This window comes from Burkholderia sp. Ac-20344, from assembly GCF_017104975.1.
Taxonomy (GTDB): Bacteria; Pseudomonadota; Gammaproteobacteria; order Burkholderiales; family Burkholderiaceae; genus Burkholderia.
Map to the genome: position 1 here is coordinate 1 of NZ_JAAGPP010000114.1, position 22,689 is coordinate 22,689.

Sequence of the window (22,689 nt, forward strand, 5' to 3'; positions counted from 1 at the left end):
GCACGGCGCGGCACTGCGCGCGGGCCTCGAAGCCGAGGGGATCGACTGCGCGGGGCTCCCGACGAGCGCGGCCGCATCGACCGGCGCTGCGCTGGTCGTCGTCGCCGACGCGAGCCAGAACGCGGGCGTGATGGTCGCGGGCGGCGACGGCGCGGGCACCACCGAAACGACCCGCCGGCTCGGGGGCGCCCCGGCGGCGGCCGCCGGGCCGGTCCGCCAGCTCGAGGCGCCCCCCGGCGCGGGGTTCGGGGCGCGGCCGGCCGCGCGTCGCGCCCGCCGCCGCGTGGCGCTGCGCGCGGGCCTCGAAGCCGAGGGGATCGACTGCGCGGGGCTCGCGACGGGCGCGTCGGCATCGACCGGCGTTGCGCTGATCGTCGTCGACGATGCGAGCCAGAACGCGATCGTGATCGTCGCGGGCGGCAACGGCGAGGTCACGACCGAAACGATCGCACGGCACGAGGTCGCACTGGCGTCGGCCGACGTGCTGATCTGCCAGCTCGAGACGCCGCCGGACGCGGTGTTCGCGGCGCTGTCGGCCGGGCGTCGGCTCGGCCGCACGGTGGTGCTCAACCCGGCCCCGGCCGTCGCACCGCTGCCGGACGGCTGGCTGCCGCTCGTCGATTACCTGATCCCGAACGAGGTCGAGGCGGCCGCGCTGACCGCACTGCCGGTGCGCGACCCGACGGAGGCGGAAGCCGCCGCGCGCGTGCTGCAGGCAGGCGGCGCGCGCAACGTGCTGGTCACGCTGGGCGCGCGCGGCGTGCTTGCGCTGACGGCCGATGGCGCGGCGCGGCATTATCCGGCGCCGGCCGTACGGGCCGTCGACACGACGGCCGCCGGCGATACCTTCATCGGCGGCTTTTCCGCGCGGCTCGCGGCCGGCGCGGACGTCGACACGGCCATCCGCTTCGCGCAACGCGCAGCGGCACTGTCGGTCACGCGAGCGGGGGCGCAACCGTCGATTCCCACGCTTGCCGAGCTGGCCGAATAGGGCCTGATCGCGCAGCGCAGCCGGTTCGTCGCCAACGACGGCCGGCCGCGCATCTGCGACGCTCGCCGGCAGCGGAGAGCGTTCCCATCGACTTGCTTCCGGTACACGCCGAAGCGTGCAGTATTCGTTCAGCATTTTGTAATAAACAGACGAATAATTCGAAAAAATAACGGAAACACCATCAAGTTGTGCTGTGCATGGTCGTAAATGCATCAGGTGAAGCAATGCTTCGAAGCGACGGGCCTGGCCCGTCCATCACGACGCAACACAGGAAGGATGATGGTGTTCAAAAACCTGACGATTCGTGCGCGCATCGGTTTCACGATGGCGTTTCTGGCGGTGCTCCTGGGGGTGGTCGGCGGGCTCGGCGTGTACGGCATGACGCGCGCGAACGATACGACGCGCGATATTTTCGCGAACCTGATGCCCAGCGCGGTCGACGTCTCGGTGGCCGAGATCTACGCCGCGCGCGAACGCCTGGCGCTCGATCGTGCGGCGCTCCTGATCAACACGCCGGACGCGGCGGCGGCTATCGAGCGAAGCCGCGCGATGCGCGCGCAGTCCGACACCTGGTGGCAGAAGTACCTCGCGTTGCCGCGCGGCTCGGAGGAAGACCGGCTCGCCCAGGACCTCGCCGCGAAGCGGCAGGCGTTGCAGCGCGAGTGCGATGCGTTCGCGAGCGTGATCGGCGCGAATCAGGCCGACCGGATCGGCGACGGCGCGAAGCAGCTCCAGGCGCGCTTCAACGACCTCGCGATGGCGAGCGAGGCGCTGCGCAACTTCCAGTTCACTGACGGGCAAACCAGCTTCGATCACGCGGAATCGGTGTACGACACGGTGCGCGTGCTGGCGATCGTCGCGCTGTTGGCCGGCTTCGTCGCCGCGGTGGTGTCGTGGCTGACGTTGAGCCGCGCGATCGGCCGCCCGATTGCCGACGCGCTCGCGCATTTCGACGCGATTGCCGCCGGCGACCTGCGCCGGCCGATCGTCGTGGATCGGCATGACGAGATGGGCCAGCTTCTCGCGGGCCTCGGCAAGATGCAGCGCGGGCTCGTCGATACGGTGCGCACCGTGCGCGGCGGCAGCGAGTCGATCGCGACCGCGGCGCGCCAGATTGCGGCCGGCAACATCGACCTGTCGTCGCGCACCGAGGAGCAGGCCGCGGCGCTGCAGGAAACCGCGTCGAGCATGGAACAGCTGACCGGCACCGTGAAACAGAACGCGGACAATGCACGCCAGGCCAGTTCGCTGGCCGCGAATGCGTCGGAGATTGCAAACAAGGGCAATACGGTGGTCGGCCAGGTGGTCGGCACGATGGGCGAGATCAACGACAGCTCGGCGAAGATCGCGGACATCATCGCGATCATCGAGGGAATCGCGTTCCAGACCAACATTCTTGCGCTGAATGCGGCGGTTGAAGCTGCCCGGGCAGGCGAGGAAGGCCGCGGTTTCGCCGTCGTCGCGGGCGAGGTGCGCAGCCTGGCCCAGCGTTCGTCGGCCGCGGCCAAGGAGATCAAGGTGCTGATCGACGCGTCGGTGGAGCGCATCCGGTCGGGCTCCACGCTGGTCGACGAAGCAGGGCGCACGATGAGCGACGTGATCGGTGCCGTGCAGCGCGTGACGGACATCATGGGCGAAATCGCAGCGGCGTCCGAGGAGCAGAGCGGCGGGATCGACCAGGTGGCGCGCGCGGTCGCGCAGATGGACGAGGTCACGCAGCAGAATGCGGCGCTCGTCGAGGAAGCCGCGGCTGCCGCGCAATCGCTCGACGAACAGGCCGGGCGCCTGCGTGAAACGGCAGCGGTATTCCAGCTCGACGACGACGCGGCGCGCCCGGGCGCGGCGGCTCCGGCTCCGGTGGCGGTGCGTCACGCGCCGCGCGCGCCCGCGGCCGCGGTTGCCGTGCCCGTCCAGGCTGCGGCGCGCGACGATCGCGATGCACCGCCGAAGCGCGCGGCCGCCGCGGCGCCGGTGCGCAAGCCCGTTACTGCCTCTGCTGCGCCGGCGCAGACTGCCGCTACCGCTGACGCGGACGACTGGGAAACCTTCTGATTCGCGCGCGCCGCGCATCTATCCCCATTTGGTGACGAACGACGCCCGCGACCTGCGGGCGTCGTCGTTTCCGCGGCGGAAAAATGTGACAGGCGACGTGCATGAATCACGAGCGTGCGTCGTCGCGTGCATCGCGTGACCTGCATCGACGGACGCGTGCATGGGTGCATGTGACGTTCCCGCATTCGTTGTACGGGTATCTCCGTAAGGGCACTGCGAAAAAAATTTGTAACGGCGCGCGCGACGTGTCGTCGCAAACGACCGCTCGAACGTCTAGGGATGAAGGGGGAAGTGACGACGTCGGATGTGTCCAACGCACAAGACGTTCCGTCGTTCGACGAGACGCGACGGATGCAGTTTCTGCGGCTCGGGAGATCGATTGTAAAACGACGAAATGTGTTGTCCAAGCGGTGTTGTCGAGAATGACGCACTTCATACGAAGAGTTCGTGAAAAAAAATAAGAAAGGGTTTAGGATGAATTCGAACGCGCTTGCTTCTGCGCAGTCGTACGAAGGCAGGCACGTCTTCAGACTCAGGCGAGGGAGGTAGCATGGATATTTACAGCAGCTTCGCGAACCGCTTCGAAAAAACGCGAGAGGAAGAGCTCTCGCTGGAGGAGTATCTCGCGCTCTGCAAGAACGATCCATCCGCGTACGCGACGGCTGGTGAACGCATGCTGGCAGCAATCGGGGAACCTGAACACATCGATACCCGCAACGAGCCGCGCCTGTCGCGGATCTTTGCGAACAAGGTCATCAAGGTCTATCCCGCCTTCCGTGAGTTCTACGGAATGGAGGAGGTGATCGAGCAGGTGGTCGCCTATTTCCGCCACGCTGCACAAGGGCTCGAAGAGAAGAAGCAGATCCTCTATCTGCTTGGCCCGGTGGGCGGCGGCAAGTCGTCGATCGCCGAGCGTCTGAAGCAACTGATGGAGCGCGTGCCGTTCTATTCGCTGAAGGGCTCGCCCGTCAACGAATCGCCGCTCGGGCTGTTCGACTACGACGAAGACGGCCCGATCCTCGAGGAACAGTACGGCATTCCGCGCCGCTACCTGAAGAACATCCTGAGTCCGTGGGCCGTCAAGCGCCTGCACGAATACAACGGCGACATCCGCCAGTTCCGCGTGGTGCGCCGCTACCCGTCGATCCTGCGGCAGGTCGGCATCGCGAAGACGGAGCCGGGTGACGAGAACAACCAGGACATCTCGTCGCTGGTCGGCAAGGTCGATATCCGCAAGCTCGAACAGTACGCGCAGGACGACGCCGACGCGTACAGCTACTCGGGCGGCCTGTGCCTGGCGAACCAGGGCCTGCTCGAGTTCGTCGAAATGTTCAAGGCGCCGATCAAGGTGCTGCACCCGCTGCTCACCGCCACGCAGGAAGGCAACTTCAAGGGCACCGAGGGCTTCGGCGCGATTCCGTTCGACGGGATCATCCTCGCGCACTCGAACGAGTCGGAGTGGAAGGCGTTCCGCAACAACCGCAACAACGAGGCGCTGCTCGACCGGATCTTCGTCGTGAAGGTGCCGTACTGCCTGCGCGTCTCGGAAGAGACCAAGATCTACGAGAAGCTGATCCGCAACTCGTCGCTGGCCGAGGCCGTCTGCGCGCCGGGCACGCTGAAGATGATGTCGCAGTTCTCGGTGCTGTCGCGCCTGCACGAGCCGGAGAATTCGAGCCTGTTCTCGAAGATGCAGGTGTATGACGGCGAAAACCTCAAGGACACCGATCCGAAGGCGAAGTCGTACCAGGAATACCGCGACTACGCGGGCGTGGACGAAGGGATGACGGGCGTGTCGACACGCTTCGCGTTCAAGATCCTGTCGCGCGTGTTCAACTTCGATTCGAGCGAGGTCGCGGCCAACCCCGTGCACCTGATGTACGTGCTCGAACAGCAGATCGAACGCGAGCAGTTCCCGCCGGAAACCGAGCAGAAGTACCTGTCCTTCGTGAAGGACGTGCTTGCGTCGCGCTACGCGGACTTCATCGGCAAGGAGATCCAGACGGCCTACCTCGAGTCGTATTCGGAGTACGGCCAGAACATCTTCGACCGCTACGTCACGTATGCGGACTTCTGGATCCAGGACCAGGAGTTCCGCGACCACGACACGGGCGAGAGCTTCGATCGCGCCGCGCTGAACGCGGAGCTGGAGAAGATCGAGAAGCCGGCCGGCATCAGTAATCCGAAGGATTACCGCAACGAGATCGTGAACTTCGTGTTGCGTGCGCGGGCGGCGAATGCCGGCAAGAACCCCGTGTGGACGAGCTACGAGAAGTTGCGCGTCGTGATCGAGAAGAAGATGTTCTCGAATACCGAGGAACTGTTGCCGGTGATTTCGTTCAACGCAAAGGGTTCGGCGGAGGAACAGCGCAAGCATGAGGACTTTGTGAACCGGATGGTCGCGAAGGGCTATACGCCGAAGCAGGTGAGGCTGCTTTGCGACTGGTACCTGCGCGTGCGCAAGTCGTCATGACGCGCGCGGTACCGCGCCCGTATGGCGTCGCCGTACGGGTGTTTTCAGAGACGCCGCCGGCATGACGGGAGACGGCATGTGCGGCGAGCGTCCCGGCATATCGACTTTCGAGCGGGAGACCGGGAGTGCTTCATCAAATCATCGACCGCAGGCTGGCCGGCAAGAACAAGAGTATCGCCAACCGCGAACGCTTTCTGCGTCGCGTCAAGAACTACATTCGTCGTGCCGTGTCCGACGCGGTGCGCGACCGTAGCATCAAGGATATCCAGAGCACGCAGAGCATCACGATCCCGCGCAAGGACATCGCGGAGCCGAATTTCCGGCACGCGCCTGGCGGGCGTCGTGAATACGTGCACCCCGGCAACGAGGACTACGTGCGCGGCGACAAGATCCCGCGTCCGCAGGGCGGCTCGGGCGGCGGAGGCAGTCAGGCGAGCAACGAGGGCGAAGGGCAGGACGACTTCGTGTTCGAGTTGTCGCGTGACGAGTTCATGCAGTACTTCTTCGACGATCTCGAACTGCCGCGCCTCGTGAAGACGCACCTGCTGACGGTGCCGAGCTGGAAGAACGTGCGCGCGGGCTGGTCGGCGGAAGGCACGCCGAACAACATCGATGTCGTGCGTTCGCTGAGGAGCGCGCTCGGGCGCCGCATCGCGCTCGGCTCGCCGCTCGTCAACGAGCTGCGCGACCTCGAGGCGCAGCTCGAGGCGATGAAGATCGATCCGGAAGACCGGCGCGCGGAGATCGCGGTGCTCGAGGCCGAGATCCATCACCTGAAGGGGCGCATCTGGCGGATTCCGTTCATCGATCCGTTCGACCTGCGCTACATCAACCGCGTGAAGCAGCCGCAACCGTCGAGCCAGGCCGTCATGTTCTGCCTGATGGATGTGTCGGGCTCGATGGACGAGCAGCGCAAGGACCTGTCGAAGCGCTTCTTCATCCTGCTTTACCTGTTCCTCAAGCGCAACTACGAGCGCATCGAGGTCGTGTTCATCCGTCACCACACGCGTGCCGAGGAAGTCGACGAGGACACCTTCTTCCATTCGACCGAGAGCGGCGGCACGGTGGTGTCGAGCGCGCTCGAGCTGATGCGCAAGGTGATGAACGAGCGCTACTCGCCGACCGAGTGGAACATCTACGGCGCGCAGGCGTCCGACGGCGACAACTGGACCGACGATTCGCCCAAGTGTCGCAAAATCCTGGAAGAGGATATCCTCACGAAGACGCGTTACTTCGCGTATATCCAGGTCGCGCCGGAAGAGCAGAACCTGTGGCTGGAATACGCGCAACTGGCCCTGTCGCAACCGCATCTCGCGATGAAAAAAGTGGAATCGGCTGCCGACATCTACCCGGTGTTTCGCGAATTGTTCGAAAAGCAGGTGGAAATGTCATGACGACCCGCCATCTGCACAACGAGTCGCGCGGCTATGCGCCGCGCCCTTCCGGCGACGACCCGGCCGGCCCTGCCGCACCGCAGCAACGCGCGCAGGCCGAACCGCCGCCGCCGGCCGCCGACTTGCCCGGTTCCGGGCAAAAGGAAGCGCGTATGAACGTTGCCGAACGCAAGCCGTTGCCGTGCCCGTCCGACTGGACGTTCGAACTGCTCGAGGAATACGACACGCACATCTCGCAGGTCGCCGAACAATACGAGCTCGACATCTACCCGATCCAGCTCGAACTGATCAGCGCGGAGCAGATGATGGACGCGTATGCGTCGGTCGGGATGCCGGTCAACTACCGTCACTGGTCGTTCGGCAAGCACTTCCTGTCGACCGAGAAGAGCTACCGTCGCGGCCAGATGGGGCTCGCGTACGAAATCGTCATCAACTCGAACCCGTGCATCGCGTACCTGATGGAAGAGAACACGATGACGATGCAGGCGCTCGTCATCGCGCACGCGGCGTACGGGCACAACTCGTTCTTCAAGGGCAACTACCTGTTCCGGTTGTGGACCGACGCGCACGCGATCATCGACTATCTCGTGTACGCGAAGAACTACGTCGCGGAATGCGAGGAGCGCTACGGCCTCGATCGCGTCGAGGAACTGCTCGATTCGTGCCATGCGCTGATGAACTACGGCGTCGACCGCTACAAGCGGCCGCAGAAGCCGTCGCTGTCGAAGGAAGCCGCGCTGCGGCGCGAGCGCGAGGCGTACCTGCAGTCGCAGGTGAACGAACTGTGGCGCACGCTGCCGGGCAAGAAGCCCGAGCTGATGGAAGAGCAGGAAGGCCGCTATCCGCCCGAGCCGCAGGAGAACCTGCTGTATTTCGCGGAGAAGAATGCGCCGCTGCTCGAGCCGTGGGAGCGGGAAGTGATCCGCATCGTGCGCAAGATCGGCCAGTATTTCTATCCGCAGCGGCAGACGCAGGTGATGAACGAAGGCTGGGCGACGTTCTGGCACTACACGCTGCTGAACACGCTGTACAACCAGGGGAAGCTGGAAGACGGCTTCATGATGGAGTTCCTGCATTCGCACAGCAACGTGGTCTACCAGCCGCCCGTCACGAAGCCGTACTACAGCGGGATCAACCCGTATGCGCTCGGCTTCTCGATGATGAGCGACATCCGGCGGATCTGCGAAGCGCCGACGGAAGAAGACTACAAGTGGTTTCCGGAGATCGCGGGCACTCCGTGGCTGCCGGCGATGCACTACGCGATGCGCAACTTCAAGGACGAGAGCTTCATCGCGCAGTACCTGTCGCCGAGCCTGATCCGCGACATGCGGCTTTTCTCGGTGCTCGACGACGACATGCGCGACTCGCTCGAGGTGTCGGCGATCCACGACGATTCGGGCTACCAGTACGTGCGGCAGGCGTTGTCGAGGCAGTACGACATCCATCACCGCGAGCCGAACATCCAGGTGTGGGCGGTGAACACGCGCGGCGACCGCAGCCTCACGCTGCGCCACTTCATGACCGACAACCGCCACCTGTCGAACGACAGCGACGAGGTGCTCAAGCACATGGCGCGGCTCTGGCAGTTCGACGTGTTCCTGGAAAGCGTCGACGAGGCCGGCACCGTGCGCAAGCGCTACGAGTGCCGCTACGTGCCGCCGGAGGTGCGGATCTGAAGATCGCCCGCGGAATGTTTGCATCGGACGCCAGCCCGCGGGCTGGCGTTTTCATATGACGAACGCATGGCAAGAGAAAAATCTTCTACATCGGGACGAACCCGGAGAGCCTGTTACTTTACATTTCGCTAAAATCCCATAGCGCCGTGCGCCGGAACCGGTGCCACATGCGACCGAACGCGGCGGCCCCGGCCGTCTCGCCCAGAAAGCACTAAAAGGAACTGACCAATCCATGGACGTCCAGACCGACCAAGCTGCGCTGTCCGCGCATGACACCCGGCGGCGCGTGTTCGCCATCGTCGGCGCCTCGTCGGGCAACCTCGTCGAGTGGTTCGACTTCTACATCTATTCGTTCTGTGCGCTGTACTTCGCGCCGGCGTTCTTCCCGAGCGGCAACACGACGACGCAGCTGCTGAACACGGCGGGCGTGTTCGCGGCCGGCTTCCTGATGCGCCCGATCGGCGGCTGGCTGTTCGGCCGCATCGCCGACCGCCACGGCCGCCGCAACGCGATGATGATTTCCGTGCTGATGATGTGCGGCGGCTCGCTCGTGATCGCGGTGCTGCCGACCTATGCGCAGATCGGCGCGCTCGCACCGGCGCTGCTGCTGGTCGCGCGGCTGTTCCAGGGGCTGTCGGTGGGCGGCGAATACGGCACGAGCGCGACCTACATGAGCGAGGTGGCGCTGAAGGGCCGCCGCGGCTTCTTCGCGTCGTTCCAGTACGTGACGCTGATCGGCGGCCAGCTGTGCGCGCTGCTCGTGCTCGTGATCCTGCAGCAGACGCTGTCGGGCGACGAACTGAAGGCGTGGGGCTGGCGCATTCCGTTCGTGGTCGGCGCGGCGGCCGCGCTGATCTCGCTGTACCTGCGCAAGTCGCTCGACGAGACGTCGACGACCGCATCGCGCGACAAGAAAGACGCGGGCACGATCCGCGGCGTGTGGCAGCACAAGGGCGCGTTCTTCACGGTGGTCGGCTTCACGGCCGGCGGCTCGCTGATCTTCTACACGTTTACGACGTACATGCAGAAGTACCTCGTGAACACGGCCGGCATGCATGCGAAGACGGCCAGCAACGTGATGACCGTCGCGCTGCTCGTCTACATGCTGATTCAGCCGGTGTTCGGCGCGCTGTCCGACCGGATTGGCCGCCGCACGTCGATGATCCTGTTCGGTTCGTTCGCGGTGATCGGCACGGTGCCGCTGATGCATGCGCTGAAGGACGTGACGAGCCCGGTGGCCGCGTTCGTGCTGATCACGGTCGCGCTCGCGATCGTCAGCTTCTACACGTCGATCAGCGGGCTGATCAAGGCCGAGATGTTCCCGCCGGAAGTGCGCGCGATGGGCGTCGGCCTGTCGTACGCGGTCGCGAACGCGATCTTCGGCGGCTCGGCCGAATACGTCGCGCTGTGGTTCAAGTCGATCGGCAGCGAGGAAACCTTCTACTGGTACGTGACCGTGCTGTGCGCGATCTCGCTGATCGTGTCGTGGCGGATGCGCGATCCGAGCAAGGAAGGGTATCTGCGTCACGAGCCGTGATGGAAGGGCAGCCCGGCAGGGCTGCCTGCATCGACCGGCAACCTGCAACAGGACGGCGCTCCGCCACGCAGGCGGCGCGCCGTTTTTTCATGCGCGGCGTGTTCGCATCGGGGCGCGTGCAAGCTCATCGCCGGACGTGCGATATCGATATCGCAATCGCTTCGTTGTCCTCCGCGGGCGATGCCTTTATTCTGAGCCCGTAGTTCGTGTGACACCTCCTTGACTGGGATTCGCGCCCGCTGCGTGCAGCGGGCGTCTTTTTTTGTGCGCATGCATTGCATGCGGCCCGCATGCCTCATCACGAAACCCGCTGAGCAAAGCACCATTTGTTGGTTCGGATTCGCTATACGCGCTGATACGTTAGCGGCTTCGCGACGACACACTCCGTCGCGATGTTCTTTGAACCGGGCCGCCGCGCGATCCGCGGCGGCCTTCATAACAAATCAGGTCGTGTTCATGAAAATCCATACGCTCGCTACGTGGCTCGTCGGGGCTGCGCTCATTACCGCAGGCACCGTCGCACATGCGGACCGTCTCGACGATATCAAGAAGGCCGGTGTGCTGCGCGTCGCGACGTTCGACAGCAACCCGCCGTTCGGCTATGTCGACGGCAAAAGCAATCACATCGTCGGCCTCGACGTCGACTACGCGAAGGCGCTCGCCGACAAGCTCGGCGTGAAGCTGCAACTCCAGCCGACCAACCCCGCGAATCGCATCCCGTTCCTGACGTCCGGCAAGGTCGATCTCGTGCTCGCGAACTTCACGATCACCGACGAACGCGCGAAGCAGGTCGACTTCAGCATTCCGTATTTCTCGTCGGGCCAGCAGTTTCTCGCGAAGAAGGGCGTGCTGAAATCGGCCGACCAGTTGAACGGGCTGCGCGTCGGCGCCGACAAGGGCACGACCAACGAGATCACGCTGCGCGAGAAATTCCCGAAGGCGACGATCGTCGCGTATGACGACACGCCGTTCGCGTTCGCCGCGCTGCGCGCCGGCAACGTGCAGGCGATCACGCAGGACGGGCCGAAGCTGATCGGGCTGCTCGCGAACGTGCCCGACAAGCAGAACTACGAGATCCCGGCGTTCACGATCTCGAACGACTACATGGGCGTCGGCGTGCCGAAGGGCGAGACGCGCCTGCTCGGCTTCGTCAACGACACGCTGAAGGGGCTCGAGGCGAACGGCCGCGCCGTGCAGATCTACGACGCATGGTTCGGGCCGACGACGAAGACGCCGCTCACGCGCATCTTCCGGATCGGCGACAAGACCTGATCCGCATCGCACGCGCGCCGCGAACGGCTGGACCCTCGGTCTCGCGGCGCTTTTCCGTTTCTTCCGATCGCGCGCTTCGCGCCCGCAACACAGCATGCTCGGGTTGGCTCCCAAATATCTGTCCTGGCTCTGGCAGGGTTTCCTGCTGACGCTCGGCCTCGCGGCCGCGTCGGCCGTCGCCGCGACCGCCGGCGGGCTGCTGCTCGCGGTCATGCGGCATGCGCGCGGCACGGCGCCACGCGCAGTGGCGGCCGCATATGTCGTCACGTTCCGCAACACGCCGCTGCTCGTACAGTTGCTGTTCTGGTATTTCGGCGTCGCGTCGCTGCTGCCCGACACGTGGATCGCGTGGCTGAACGCGCGCCATGCGTTGAGCATCGGGCCGTTCACGCTCGCGTGGCCGTCGTTCGAATTCGTCGCGGGCTGGGTCGGGCTGAGCGCGTATACGGCCGCGTTCGTCGCCGAGGAATGCGAAGCCGGCCTGCGCGGCGTGCGGCGCGCGCAGCACGATGCGGCGGCCGCGCTCGGCCTCACGCCGATGCAGTCGCTGCGCTACGTGGTGCTGCCGCAGGCCGTGCGCATCGCGTTGCCGCCGCTGTTCGGCCAATACATGAATCTCGTGAAGAACTCGTCGCTCGCGATGGCGATCGGCGTGGCCGAGCTGTCGTATGCATCGCGGCAGGTCGAAACCGAGACGTTCAAGACTTTTGCCGCATTCGGCGTGGCAACCGTGCTGTACGTCGCGGCGGTGGCCGCGATCGAAGCGGGTGCGTATGCCGCCACGCAATGGCGCGACCGGCTGGGAGCGGGGCGCTGACGATGGATTTTTCGCTGCTGCTCGCCAATCTGCCGTACCTGCTCGTCGGCGCGTTCCCGGAAGGGCCGCTCGGCGGCGCCGCGCTGTCGCTGCTGCTCGCCATCGCGTCGGCCGTCGCATCGGCGGTGCTCGGCATCGCGCTCGGCGTTGCAATGGCGCACGCGCGCGGCCCCGCACGCGTGCTGCTGCTCGCGTTCATCGGCTTCTTCCGCGCGATTCCGGTGCTGATGCTGATTTTCTGGACCTACTTCCTGATGCCCATGCTGCTGCACATGGACGTGCCGGGGCTCGCGACGGTCGTGTGCGCGCTCGCGCTGATCGGCGGCGCGTATCTCGCGCACGCGGTGCATGCGGGCATCGTCGCGGCCGGCGACGGGCAATGGCAGGCCGGGCTGTCGCTCGGGCTCACGCGCTGGCAGACGGTGCGCTACGTGCTGCTGCCGCAGGCGATCCGGATCATGACGCCGTCGTTCGTCAACCAGTGGGTCGCGCTCGTGAAGGACACGTCGCTCGCGTATATCGTCGGCGTGCCGGAGCTGTCGTTCGTCGCGACGCAGGTGAACAACCGGCTGATGGTGTATCCGGCGCCGATCTTCCTGTTCGTCGCGCTGATCTACCTGGTGCTGTGCACGTCGCTCGACGGCGCGGCACGCTGGCTGCTGTCGCGCCGCCCGCGCGCGCAACGCGCCGCGCACGCGGCGGCCGATTACACGGAACCCGCGCGATAACGGCATGCTGCAGTGCCGGCCATTGCCGCGGCCGTTTCGAATCGACGATGAGGCAGTGCCGGGAATGTGTGCAGCGGACAGTCCGCCGGACAGGTCGGGCCCGGCGGGCAGTACGAACAAGGAGGGTAGAGGGCTTGCCGCGCGCCGCTGCTCGTCGAGCGACGGCGCGCGGCAGGCGCGTCACGACGCCGAGTAATGCGTATTGAAGACTGCGCGCAGCGTCGAGGTGTCGGTCGCGAAATCGCCCCACAGCGGCCCGTCGTTCCGCGCGAACGCGAACGGCGTCGTACTGATCGACGCGAGACGGAAGCGCCATTGCGCCGCTTCCTGGCGGAATGCGGTGAGCTGCATGTCGGACAGCGCCGTCTGCGCGCTCGCGAGCGTGACGAGCGGGTCGACCGGATCGTTCGCGACGCGCACCTCGAAGTGCAGGTGCGGGCCCGTGGCGGCGCCGGTCATCCCGACCGAGCCGATGCGCTGGCCCTGCTTCACGGTCTCGCCTGTCTTGAGGCCATGTGCGAACGCGGACAGGTGCGCGTAGTAGGTCGAGTAACCGTCGGCGTGATCGACGATCACGTAGCGGCCATAGCCGCCCGGATCGGTGCCGACGAACGACACGACGCCGTCGGCCGCCGCATCGACGGGCGTGCCGCTCGGCGCGGCGAGATCGACGCCCGTATGGAATGCCATAGCCTGCGACAGCGGATGGATGCGCTCGCCGAAGAACGAGCTGATGCGTGTCCACTTGACCGGCATCGTGAATGCGGCGGCTTCGAGCGGCGAGCCGTCGAGCGCGTAGTACGCGCCGTGCTCGGCGCCCGGCGCGCGGAACCAGATCGCGCCGAACGTGCGGCCGGCGACGCGCAGCTCGAATGCGGTGAGGCGCGGCGTGCCGTCGTTCGTATCGAACGCGACACGGTAGTAGTCGCCGCGCTGCGCGCTCGCACGCATCGCGACCTTGCCGCTGACGAGATCGCCGAGCTGGATGCGCACCTCGGGCGGCACGTCGAGCCGGTTCAGCGTATCGGACAGTGTGAGTTCGATGTCGCCCGCGCGCATCCCGTGCTGGTTTTCGGGGGCCGCGAACTGGAACAGGTTCGCATAGCCGAGCATGTCGTTGCGGTGTGCGCTGAGCGGCGCGAACAGGCCCGGCTGCTGGCTGCGGTCGTTGCGTGCGCCGGTATCGTTGCGCTCGCCGATCGTGCGGGCGAGCTCGCTCGTCACGAAATGCTGCGCGGTGGGAAACGGCGTGTCGGACAGCACGCGCTGCGGCAGCGCGGCCGTGCCCGAGTCGACGGCGCCCGGCAGTTGCGACACGGCCGGCAGTGCGGCGAGGCCGAGTGCGGCGAGGGCGCCGAGCACGGCGGCAGGGATGAGCGCGCGCGCGACGCGCTGCGCGCGGCCGGGCGCGAAAGCATCAGGGTTAGCGACAGACTTGACCAAGGTGTCCACATCCAGGAAAGCGGTTCAAAGGGGTGTGGGCAGGGGCCACCGGCGGCACATCCGTCGGGCAGCGACGGGGCGGGCGGCGGGCGTGCAACAAAACAGGCCCCGCCAGGGGCCTGTATCGTTTCCGTTCGACCCAACACGCGGGGCGGGCCCGCTTCGAACGGCGGCGTGCATACCGGGTCGAACCCGGTTATCACGAAGACGCTAAAGAAAGATGACAGCGTCAGTCTACCGATGTTCCGCGAAACGTTAAAAATTTTAAAGGGGGTCGGTTCATTCGTTTCGCAGTGCGGTAAATCGGGTTAAATCAGCATTTATTACGACAATTCCCGTCAGTCCGGCAATTTGTGCGCGCGGCGGCGCAGCGCGGCGGACGTGCGTACGGCGTCGAAACCGGCGTCGAGCATGGCTTCGGCGTCGTTCCACAGGTTGCCGCGCAGCCGGTCGGTCCAGATCATCGACGCGAACACGCCTTCGAGCAGCGACACGAGATAGACGGCGGCCAGATGCACGTCGAGATCGGCGGCGATCTCGCCGGCCGCGATCGCGCGGCGCAGCAGCGCCTTCGTGATCCGCAGCATCTGCAATTCGAGCAGTATGCGGCGCCGCTGCAGCGCGCCGTTTTCCTCGCTCTGCTCGCACTTCGTATAGAGGATCACGAGCACGCGCTGCATCGGTCCCGGCTGGCCGCATTCCTGCAGATAGTGCGAGGCGGCGCGCCGCAGCGTGGCGAGCGGGGGCAGCCCGTCGCCCGCGTCGAAACCTTCCGACGTGCGCGCGAACGCGCGGTCGCACATCGCGAGACACACTTCCATCTTGTTGCGGTAGTGGCCGTAGACGGCGCCCCGCGACATCCCGGCGGCCTCGGCGAGGTCCGCCATCGCGGTTTGCGCAACGCCTTTCTCGAGCAGCACGAGCTCGGCGGCGTCGAGGATCCGGTGCTTGATGGCGAGCGATTCTTCGCGGGTCTTGCGGGCCATGTCCTGAAATTCCTTACAGTTCGCTGTCGTTTTATTGAGACAGTGTGACGGTCAGATTGAAACAGCGTGTATTTAATCAGTCGTGACTGATTATAATCGGCCACCCTGAGCCGCCGCATTTTATCGGTGGCGAACGATCCGAGGTCACACATGAATAACAATCGCTCCCTGTTGCGCCACCGACTGGCGCCGTTCGCGCTGGCGGCCGTGCTGGCCCTGGCCGGATGTGGAAAGGGCGACAAGGACGCCGCGCCGGAGGCCGCGAAACAGGTAACGGTCGTGACGGTGCGCCCGACTGCCGTGCCGATGACCGTCGAATTGCCGGGCCGGCTCGATGCGTACCGGCAGGCGGAAGTGCGCGCGCGGGTTGCGGGCATCGTCACCGCGCGCACCTACGAGGAAGGCCAGGAAGTGAAGCAGGGCGCGGTGCTGTTCCGCATCGATCCCGCGCCGCTGAAGGCCGCACGCGATGCCGCGCAGGGTGCGCTTGCGAAGGCGCAGGCCGCCGCGCTCGCGGCGACCGACAAACGCCGCCGTTACGACGATCTCGTGCGCGACCGCGCGGTGAGCGAGCGCGACCACACCGAAGCCGTTGCGGCGGATACCCAGGCGAAGGCCGAGGTGGCCTCCGCGAAGGCGGAGCTCGCCCGGGCGCAGTTGCAGCTCGACTATGCGACCGTCACCGCGCCGATCGCGGGCCGCGCACGGCGCGCGCTCGTGACCGAAGGCGCGCTCGTCGGCCAGAACGAGGCGACGCCGCTCACGACCGTCGAGCAGCTCGATCCGATCTACGTGAATTTCTCGCAGCCGGCCGCCGACGTCGACGCGTTGCGCCGCGCAGTGAAGAGCGGGCGTGCGACGGGCATTGCGCAGCACGATATCGCGGTGACGCTGCTGCGCGCCGACGGCACCGCATATCCGTTGAAGGGCAAGCTGCTGTTCAGCGATCTCGCGGTCGATCCGACTACCGACACCGTCGCGATGCGCGCGCTGTTCCCGAATCCGGAGCGTGAGCTGCTGCCGGGTGCGTATGTGCGGATCGCGCTCGATACGGCGGTCGACCAGCGGGCGATCCTCGTGCCGCGCGATGCGCTGCTGCGCACGACCGATCGCACGTCGGTGCGTGTCGTCGGCACGAACGGCAAGGTCAAGGACGTCGAGGTCGCAGCCGACCAGATGAGCGGCCATGACTGGCGCATCACGCGCGGCCTCGCGGGCGGCGAGCGCGTGATCGTCGACAACGCCGCACAGTTCGCACCCGATACGGCCGTCAAGCCCGTCGAGCAGGCGCCGCCGTCGAAGGCGGCGCCGGCAGCGGCCGCTTCGCAGGCGGCCGCCCGTCAAACCTGACCGGTTCACACCAGACCACCATGGCACGTTTCTTCATCGATCGCCCCGTCTTCGCGTGGGTGATCGCAATCTTCATCATGCTGGGCGGCGCATTCGCGATCCGCGCGCTGCCCGTTGCGCAGTACCCGGACATCGCGCCGCCCGTCGTCAGCATCTATGCGACGTACCCGGGCGCGTCCGCGCAGGTCGTCGAAGAATCGGTGACCGCGCTGATCGAGCGCGAAATGAACGGCGCGCCGGGGCTGATGTATACGTCGGCGACGAGCAGTGCCGGGGCCGCGTCGCTGTACCTGACGTTCAAGCAGGGCGTGAACGCCGATCTCGCGGCCGTCGAAGTGCAGAACCGGCTGAAGACGGTCGAGGCGCGGCTGCCCGAACCGGTGCGGCGCGACGGCATCCAGGTCGAGAAGGCTGCCGACAACATCCAGCTCGTGGTATCGCTGACGTCCGACGATGGCCGGATGACCGACGTGCAGCTCGGCGAATATGCGTCGGCGAACGTCGTGCAGGCGCTGCGTCGCGTCGAGGGTGTCGGCCGCGTGCAGTTCTGGGGCGCCGAGTATGCGATGCGGATCTGGCCCGACCCGGTGAAGATGGCCGGGCACGGCCTCACCGCGTCGGACATCGCGTCGGCGGTGCGCGCGCACAACGCGCGCGTGACGATCGGCGACATCGGCCGCACCGCGGTGCCGGCGAGCGCACCGATCGCGGCGACCGTGTTCGCCGATGCGCCGCTGAAGACGCCGGCCGATTTCGGCGCGATCGCGCTGCGCACGCAGGCCGACGGCTCCGCACTGTACTTGCGCGACGTCGCGCGCGTCGAGTTCGGCGGCAACGACTACAACTATCCGTCGTACGTGAACGGCAAGGTCGCGACCGGGATGGGCATCAAGCTCGCGCCGGGCTCGAACGCGGTATCCACCGAGAAGCGCGTGCGCGCGACGATGGACGAGCTGTCCGCGTACTTCCCGCCGGGCGTGAAGTACCAGATCCCGTACGAGACGTCGTCGTTCGTGCGCGTGTCGATGAACAAGGTCGTCACGACGCTGATCGAGGCCGGCGTGCTCGTGTTCCTCGTGATGTTCCTGTTCATGCAGAACCTGCGTGCGACGCTGATCCCGACGCTCGTCGTGCCGGTCGCGCTCGCGGGCACGTTCGGCGTGATGGTTGCAGCGGGCTTCTCGATCAACGTGCTGACGATGTTCGGGATGGTGCTTGCGATCGGCATCCTTGTCGACGACGCGATCGTCGTGGTCGAGAACGTCGAGCGGCTGATGGTCGAGGAGGGGCTCGGGCCCTACGACGCGACCGTCAAGGCGATGAAGCAGATCAGCGGCGCGATCGTCGGGATCACCGTGGTGCTGACGTCGGTGTTCGTGCCGATGGCGTTCTTCGGCGGCGCGGTGGGCAACATCTACCGGCAGTTCGCGTTGTCGCTCGCGGTGTCGATCGGCTTCTCGGCCTTCCTCGCGCTGTCGCTGACGCCCGCACTGTGCGCGACGCTGCTCAAGCCCGTGTCCGAAGACCATCACGAGAAGCGCGGCTTCTTCGGCTGGTTCAACCGCTTCGTCGCGAACGCGACGCAGCGCTACGCGACGCGGGTCGGCACGATGCTGAAGAAGCCGGTGCGCTGGCTCGTCGTGTACGGCGCGCTGACCGGCGCTGCGGGGCTGATGCTCACGCAGTTGCCGACCGCGTTCCTGCCGGACGAGGACCAGGGCAACTTCATGGTGATGGTGATCCGGCCGCAAGGCACGCCGCTCGCGGAAACGATGCAGAGCGTGCGGGAAGTCGAGTCATACATCCGCAACGACGAGCCGGCCGCGTATACGTTCGCGCTCGGCGGCTTCAACCTGTACGGCGAAGGGCCGAACGGCGGGATGATCTTCGTCTCGCTCAAGAACTGGAAGGCGCGCAAGACCGAACACGATCACGTGCAGGCGATCGTCGCACGCATCAACGAGCGCTTCGCGGGCACGCCGAACACGACGGTGTTCGCGATGAACTCGCCGGCGCTGCCCGATCTCGGTTCGTCGAGCGGCTTCGACTTCCGGCTGCAGAACCGCGGCGGGCTCGACTACGCGACGTTCAGCGCCGCGCGCGAGCAACTGCTCGCGTCGGGCCGCAAGGATCCGGCGCTGACCGACCTGATGTTCGCCGGCACGCAGGACGCGCCGCAGCTGAAGCTCGACATCGATCGCGCGAAGGCGTCCGCGCTCGGCGTGTCGATGGAAGAGATCAACACGACGCTCGCGGTGATGTTCGGCTCCGACTATATCGGCGACTTCATGCACGGCACGCAGGTGCGGCGCGTGGTCGTGCAGGCCGACGGGCTGCACCGGCTCGATCCTGACGACGTGAAGAAACTGCGCGTGCGCAACACGCGTGGCGAGATGGTGCCGCTCGCGGCGTTCACGACGCTGCACTGGACGCTCGGGCCGCCGCAGCTGACGCGCTACAACGGCTTTCCGTCGTTCACGATCAACGGCTCGGCCGCGGCAGGCCACAGCAGCGGCGAGGCGATGGCCGCGATCGAACGACTCGCTGCGAAGCTGCCGGCCGGCACCGGCTTCTCGTGGTCGGGGCAGTCGTTCGAGGAGCGGCTGTCGGGCGCGCAGGCGCCGATGCTGTTCGCGCTGTCGGTGCTCGTCGTGTTCCTCGCGCTCGCGGCGCTCTACGAGAGCTGGTCGATTCCGTTCGCGGTGATGCTGGTCGTGCCGCTCGGCGTGATCGGTGCGGTGCTCGGCGTCACGTTGCGGACGATGCCGAACGACATCTACTTCAAGGTAGGGCTGATCGCGACGATCGGGCTCTCCGCGAAGAACGCGATCCTGATCGTCGAAGTCGCGAAGGACCTGGTCGCGCAGCGCATGTCGCTCGCCGATGCGGCGCTCGAGGCCGCGCGCCTGCGGCTGCGGCCGATCGTGATGACGTCGCTGGCGTTCGGCGTCGGCGTGCTGCCGCTCGCGTTCGCGTCGGGCGCCGCATCCGGCGCGCAGATGGCGATCGGCACCGGCGTGCTGGGCGGCGTGATCACGGCGACCGTGCTCGCGGTGTTCCTCGTCCCGCTGTTTTTCGTGATCGTCGGCCGCCTGTTCGACGTCGGCCCGCGCCGGCGCGGCGGCGCGCAGCCGGCGACGATGGAGGGTTCTCAATGATGTTTGCGCTGAATGCACGCGCCGCGCTGCGAGTCCAGGTTGCGGTGGCCGCCGCGCTCGCGCTGGCCGGCTGCACGCTCGCGCCGCGTTACGAGCGGCCGGCGGCGCCGGTGCCGGCCAACTATGCGCCGGTCGACGGCAGCGCGGCACCGGCGGCCGAAGTGTCGCCCGCCGATGCCGCGCTGCTCGACGACTGGCGCACGTACTTTACCGATGCGTCATTGCAGGCATGGATCGACGCGGCGCTTGCGAACAACCGCGACCTGCGGGTCGCGGCCGGCCGGCTCGAGGAAGCGCGCGCGCTGTACGGCGTGCAGCGCGCGGACCTGATGCCGTCGGTCGATGCGAATGTGGGCTATGACCGTACGCGTCAGTACGATCCGGTCGTGCGCCAAAGCGCGATCAGCGGGCTGTATCGCGCGGGCGTCGGCGTCAGCGCGTACGAGCTCGACCTGTTCGGCCGCGTGCGCAGCCTGTCGGATGCGGCGCTCGCCGAATATTTCGCGACGGCTGACGCACAGCGCACGGTTCGCATCGGCGTGATCGCCGACGTGGCCGGCGCTTATGTATCGGAGCGCTCGCTGCACGAACAGCTCGCGCTGGCGCAGCGTACGCTGGACGCGCGCGAACACATGGCCGCGCTCACGCAGCGCCGCTATGCGGCCGGCACGAGCGACGCGATCGAGCTGCGCTCGGCCGAGATGCTGGTGGCATCCGCGCGCGCGTCGCAGGCCGCGCTGCAGCGCGAGCATGCGCAGTCCGTGCGGGCGCTGCAGTTGCTCGCGGGCGACTTCGCGCGCAACGTGCCGGGCGACACGACCGCGCTCGACACGCTGTCGATCGCGTCCGTGGCGCCCGGCGCACCGAGTGCGCTGCTCGAACGGCGGCCGGACATCCGGCAGGCGGAGGCGCGGCTCAAGGCCGCCAACGCGCAGATCGGCGCCGCGCGCGCGGCGTTCTTCCCGCGCATCACGCTGACGACCGACTACGGCTCGGTGAGCGACGCGTTCTCGAGCCTGTTCGCCGGCGGCACGAGCGTATGGACGTTCGCGCCGCGCATCACGCTGCCGATCTTCGCGGGCGGACGCAATCGCGCGAACCTCGACGTCGCGAACGCGCGCAAGCACATCGCGGTGGCCGATTACGAGAAGACGGTGCAGACCGCGTTCCGCGAAGTGGCCGACGCATTCGCCGCACGCGACTGGATCGATCGCCAGCTCGCCGCGCAGCAGGACGTGTATGCGGCCGACGGCGCGCGGCTGAAGCTCGCGGAGCGCCGCTACGCGGGTGGGGTGGCGACGTATCTCGAATTGCTCGACGCGCAGCGCAGCACGTACGAGTCGGGGCAGGAGCTGATCCGGCTCAAGCAGCTCAGGCTCGCGAATGCGATCACGCTGTACCGTGCGCTGGGAGGCGGCTGGTCGCCGGCGTCGGCAGAGGCCGCGGCTTCCGCGTAATGCCCGTCGCCTGACGCGACAACGCGCCGGGCGGCACGACGGCGGCGGTACGCTTCGACGTGCCGCCGCGGCTTCCTTCGACCGATATCGCTGTTCTGGCGATCTCTTTCCCCACTGACAGGCCGGCCAGGACGTCTTGCATCCTGCTGCAGCGCGCACGTGCGCGTTCCGGAACGACTCTCGTCCGGCGGCCGCACGTGTCGCAATCTCGCGCAAACGTGTGCGGGTCATTTTTCCTTCTTTCCCCCATGCAATGCGGCCCGGATGTCGGGTTCCGGCGACCGCTTGCGCATGCGATTTACGATCCGGAATTGACGGTCGAATTAATCCGTGTATTGGAAATAATGATGGCGGCAAAGTGTCGCGGTAAAACGTTTGTATTCATTTCGCAATCGTTTGCGCGAAAGAATTGGATTGATTGAATCGCCGGTTAATTTCCTGTTTGTTGAAAATGATTTGATATTGGCGTTGTCTTCGGACAACGATGGCGGCTCTGGACAATGTTTTGTCCTTTTTGCTGATGATTTTAATGGAGCCAATGCCAGCAAGGGGAGGCGGGGTTTCGTGGGATGTCGATCGAAAATATCTTTAATCTTCAATTGCTTCCGGGAAATAAAAAAGGACTGCGGATAAAAGTTGATGGATTGAAAATCGTCGGGAAATAGTGCGGGTTTAGAGGGCTGAATCGAACATTGTCAGACAGATTTGACAATGATTTACAGAAAACTTTCATGATTATCTCGATAATGCGGCCTCGTGACGGACGGGAGCCACCACACGCTGCCGTTTGTGTCCGCCACGTCATCTACTCCATTTGCACTCCTTACGGGTAACGTCATGAAAAAATCCCTCCTGACCGCTGTCGCACTCGCGGCCCTGTCGACCTCGGCCTTCGCAGCGGGCACCGGCACGATCAACTTCACGGGCGAGATCGTCGCGGGCGCATGCGGCATCGATTCGGGCTCGGTCAACCAGACCGTGAACCTCGGCAAGGTGCCGACCAACGTGTTCAAGCAGGCTGGCGACAAGTCCACGCCGACCAACTTCGACATCAAGCTGACCGACTGCGACACGAGCGTCGCGCAGAACGCGTACTTCACGTTCACGGGCACGTCGAGCGCAGGCCAGCCGAAGCTGCTCGCGACGATCGGTTCGGCAACCAACGTCGGTATCCGCCTGCAGGCAGCGTCGGGCGAATACCTCGACAACGGCGCCGAGCAGAAGGCGCCGACCGTGCTGCAGAACGGCACGAACATCGCACGCTTCGCGGCCATGTACGAAGCGACCGCAGCCGGCGTGACGCCGGGTACCGCGGACGGCGTGGCGAACTTCACGGTTCGCTACCAGTAAGCCGC

General features: G+C 66.1%; 15 protein-coding genes. 13 read left to right on the top strand and 2 right to left on the bottom strand.

What is annotated here, in order from left to right:
- The first annotated feature begins 130 nt into the window (after nt 1-130).
- The 9 genes from G3N64_RS28550 to G3N64_RS28590 all read left to right on the top strand — a co-directional run bounded on the left by G3N64_RS28550 (nt 131) and on the right by G3N64_RS28590 (nt 12,940).
- Nucleotides 131-991, top strand: coding sequence for a PfkB family carbohydrate kinase (locus G3N64_RS28550; RefSeq protein WP_205787034.1), 861 nt, complete (start codon nt 131-133; stop codon nt 989-991).
- A 279-nt stretch (nt 992-1,270) separates the two neighbouring features.
- Complete coding sequence (locus tag G3N64_RS28555; RefSeq protein WP_205787006.1) at nt 1,271-3,043, top strand: methyl-accepting chemotaxis protein; 1,773 nt, start codon at nt 1,271-1,273, stop codon at nt 3,041-3,043.
- A 550-nt stretch (nt 3,044-3,593) separates the two neighbouring features.
- Complete coding sequence (locus G3N64_RS28560) at nt 3,594-5,516, top strand: PrkA family serine protein kinase (protein ID WP_047900613.1); 1,923 nt, start codon at nt 3,594-3,596, stop codon at nt 5,514-5,516.
- Nucleotides 5,517-5,641: 125 nt separating this feature from the next.
- Entirely contained in the window at nt 5,642-6,910 is a 1,269-nt protein-coding gene (locus G3N64_RS28565) for a YeaH/YhbH family protein (protein WP_205787008.1), read from the top strand.
- A complete protein-coding gene (locus G3N64_RS28570; protein WP_205787010.1) occupies nt 6,907-8,586 on the top strand; it encodes a SpoVR family protein in 1,680 nt (559 codons plus the stop codon). The genes G3N64_RS28565 and G3N64_RS28570 overlap by 4 nt, the downstream gene beginning before the upstream one ends.
- 232 nt (nt 8,587-8,818) lie before the next feature.
- The gene (locus G3N64_RS28575) at nt 8,819-10,123 is read left to right on the top strand and encodes an MFS family transporter (protein ID WP_205787012.1); all 1,305 of its coding nucleotides are present in this window, start codon (nt 8,819-8,821) and stop codon (nt 10,121-10,123) included.
- 456 nt (nt 10,124-10,579) lie between these two features.
- Nucleotides 10,580-11,395, top strand: coding sequence for an ABC transporter substrate-binding protein (locus tag G3N64_RS28580; protein ID WP_059682687.1), 816 nt, complete (start codon nt 10,580-10,582; stop codon nt 11,393-11,395).
- 94 nt (nt 11,396-11,489) lie between these two features.
- On the top strand, nt 11,490-12,212 hold the full coding sequence (locus tag G3N64_RS28585; RefSeq protein WP_205787014.1) for an amino acid ABC transporter permease: 723 nt from the start codon (nt 11,490-11,492) through the stop codon (nt 12,210-12,212).
- Nucleotides 12,213-12,214: 2 nt separating this feature from the next.
- Complete coding sequence (locus tag G3N64_RS28590) at nt 12,215-12,940, top strand: amino acid ABC transporter permease (RefSeq protein ID WP_205787016.1); 726 nt, start codon at nt 12,215-12,217, stop codon at nt 12,938-12,940.
- 180 nt (nt 12,941-13,120) lie between these two features.
- Here the strand turns inward: G3N64_RS28590 and G3N64_RS28595 are convergent, their stop codons facing one another.
- Nucleotides 13,121-14,383 (bottom strand): M23 family metallopeptidase, encoded by a 1,263-nt coding sequence (locus G3N64_RS28595; protein WP_205787018.1) that lies wholly within the window; start codon nt 14,381-14,383, stop codon nt 13,121-13,123.
- A 338-nt stretch (nt 14,384-14,721) separates the two neighbouring features.
- Complete coding sequence (locus G3N64_RS28600; protein ID WP_205787020.1) at nt 14,722-15,369, bottom strand: TetR family transcriptional regulator; 648 nt, start codon at nt 15,367-15,369, stop codon at nt 14,722-14,724.
- Between the two features lie 150 nt (nt 15,370-15,519).
- On the opposite strand from G3N64_RS28600, the gene G3N64_RS28605 reads away from it, so the two are divergent.
- The 4 genes from G3N64_RS28605 (at nt 15,520) to G3N64_RS28620 (ending at nt 22,684) form a co-directional block, all read left to right on the top strand.
- Nucleotides 15,520-16,719 carry a MexX/AxyX family multidrug efflux RND transporter periplasmic adaptor subunit gene (locus G3N64_RS28605; protein ID WP_205787022.1) on the top strand — a complete coding sequence of 400 codons (1,200 nt, stop codon included), beginning with the start codon at nt 15,520-15,522 and terminating at the stop codon, nt 16,717-16,719.
- Between the two features lie 20 nt (nt 16,720-16,739).
- Nucleotides 16,740-19,877: a multidrug efflux RND transporter permease subunit gene (locus G3N64_RS28610; protein WP_205787023.1), complete on the top strand. Its 3,138-nt coding sequence runs from the start codon at nt 16,740-16,742 to the stop codon at nt 19,875-19,877.
- Nucleotides 19,877-21,334, top strand: coding sequence for an efflux transporter outer membrane subunit (locus tag G3N64_RS28615; RefSeq protein WP_205787036.1), 1,458 nt, complete (start codon nt 19,877-19,879; stop codon nt 21,332-21,334). Before G3N64_RS28610 ends, G3N64_RS28615 begins: the two co-directional genes overlap by 1 nt.
- Before the next feature lie 837 nt (nt 21,335-22,171).
- Nucleotides 22,172-22,684, top strand: coding sequence for a fimbrial protein (locus tag G3N64_RS28620; RefSeq protein WP_205787025.1), 513 nt, complete (start codon nt 22,172-22,174; stop codon nt 22,682-22,684).
- The last annotated feature ends 5 nt before the right edge of the window (nt 22,685-22,689 follow it).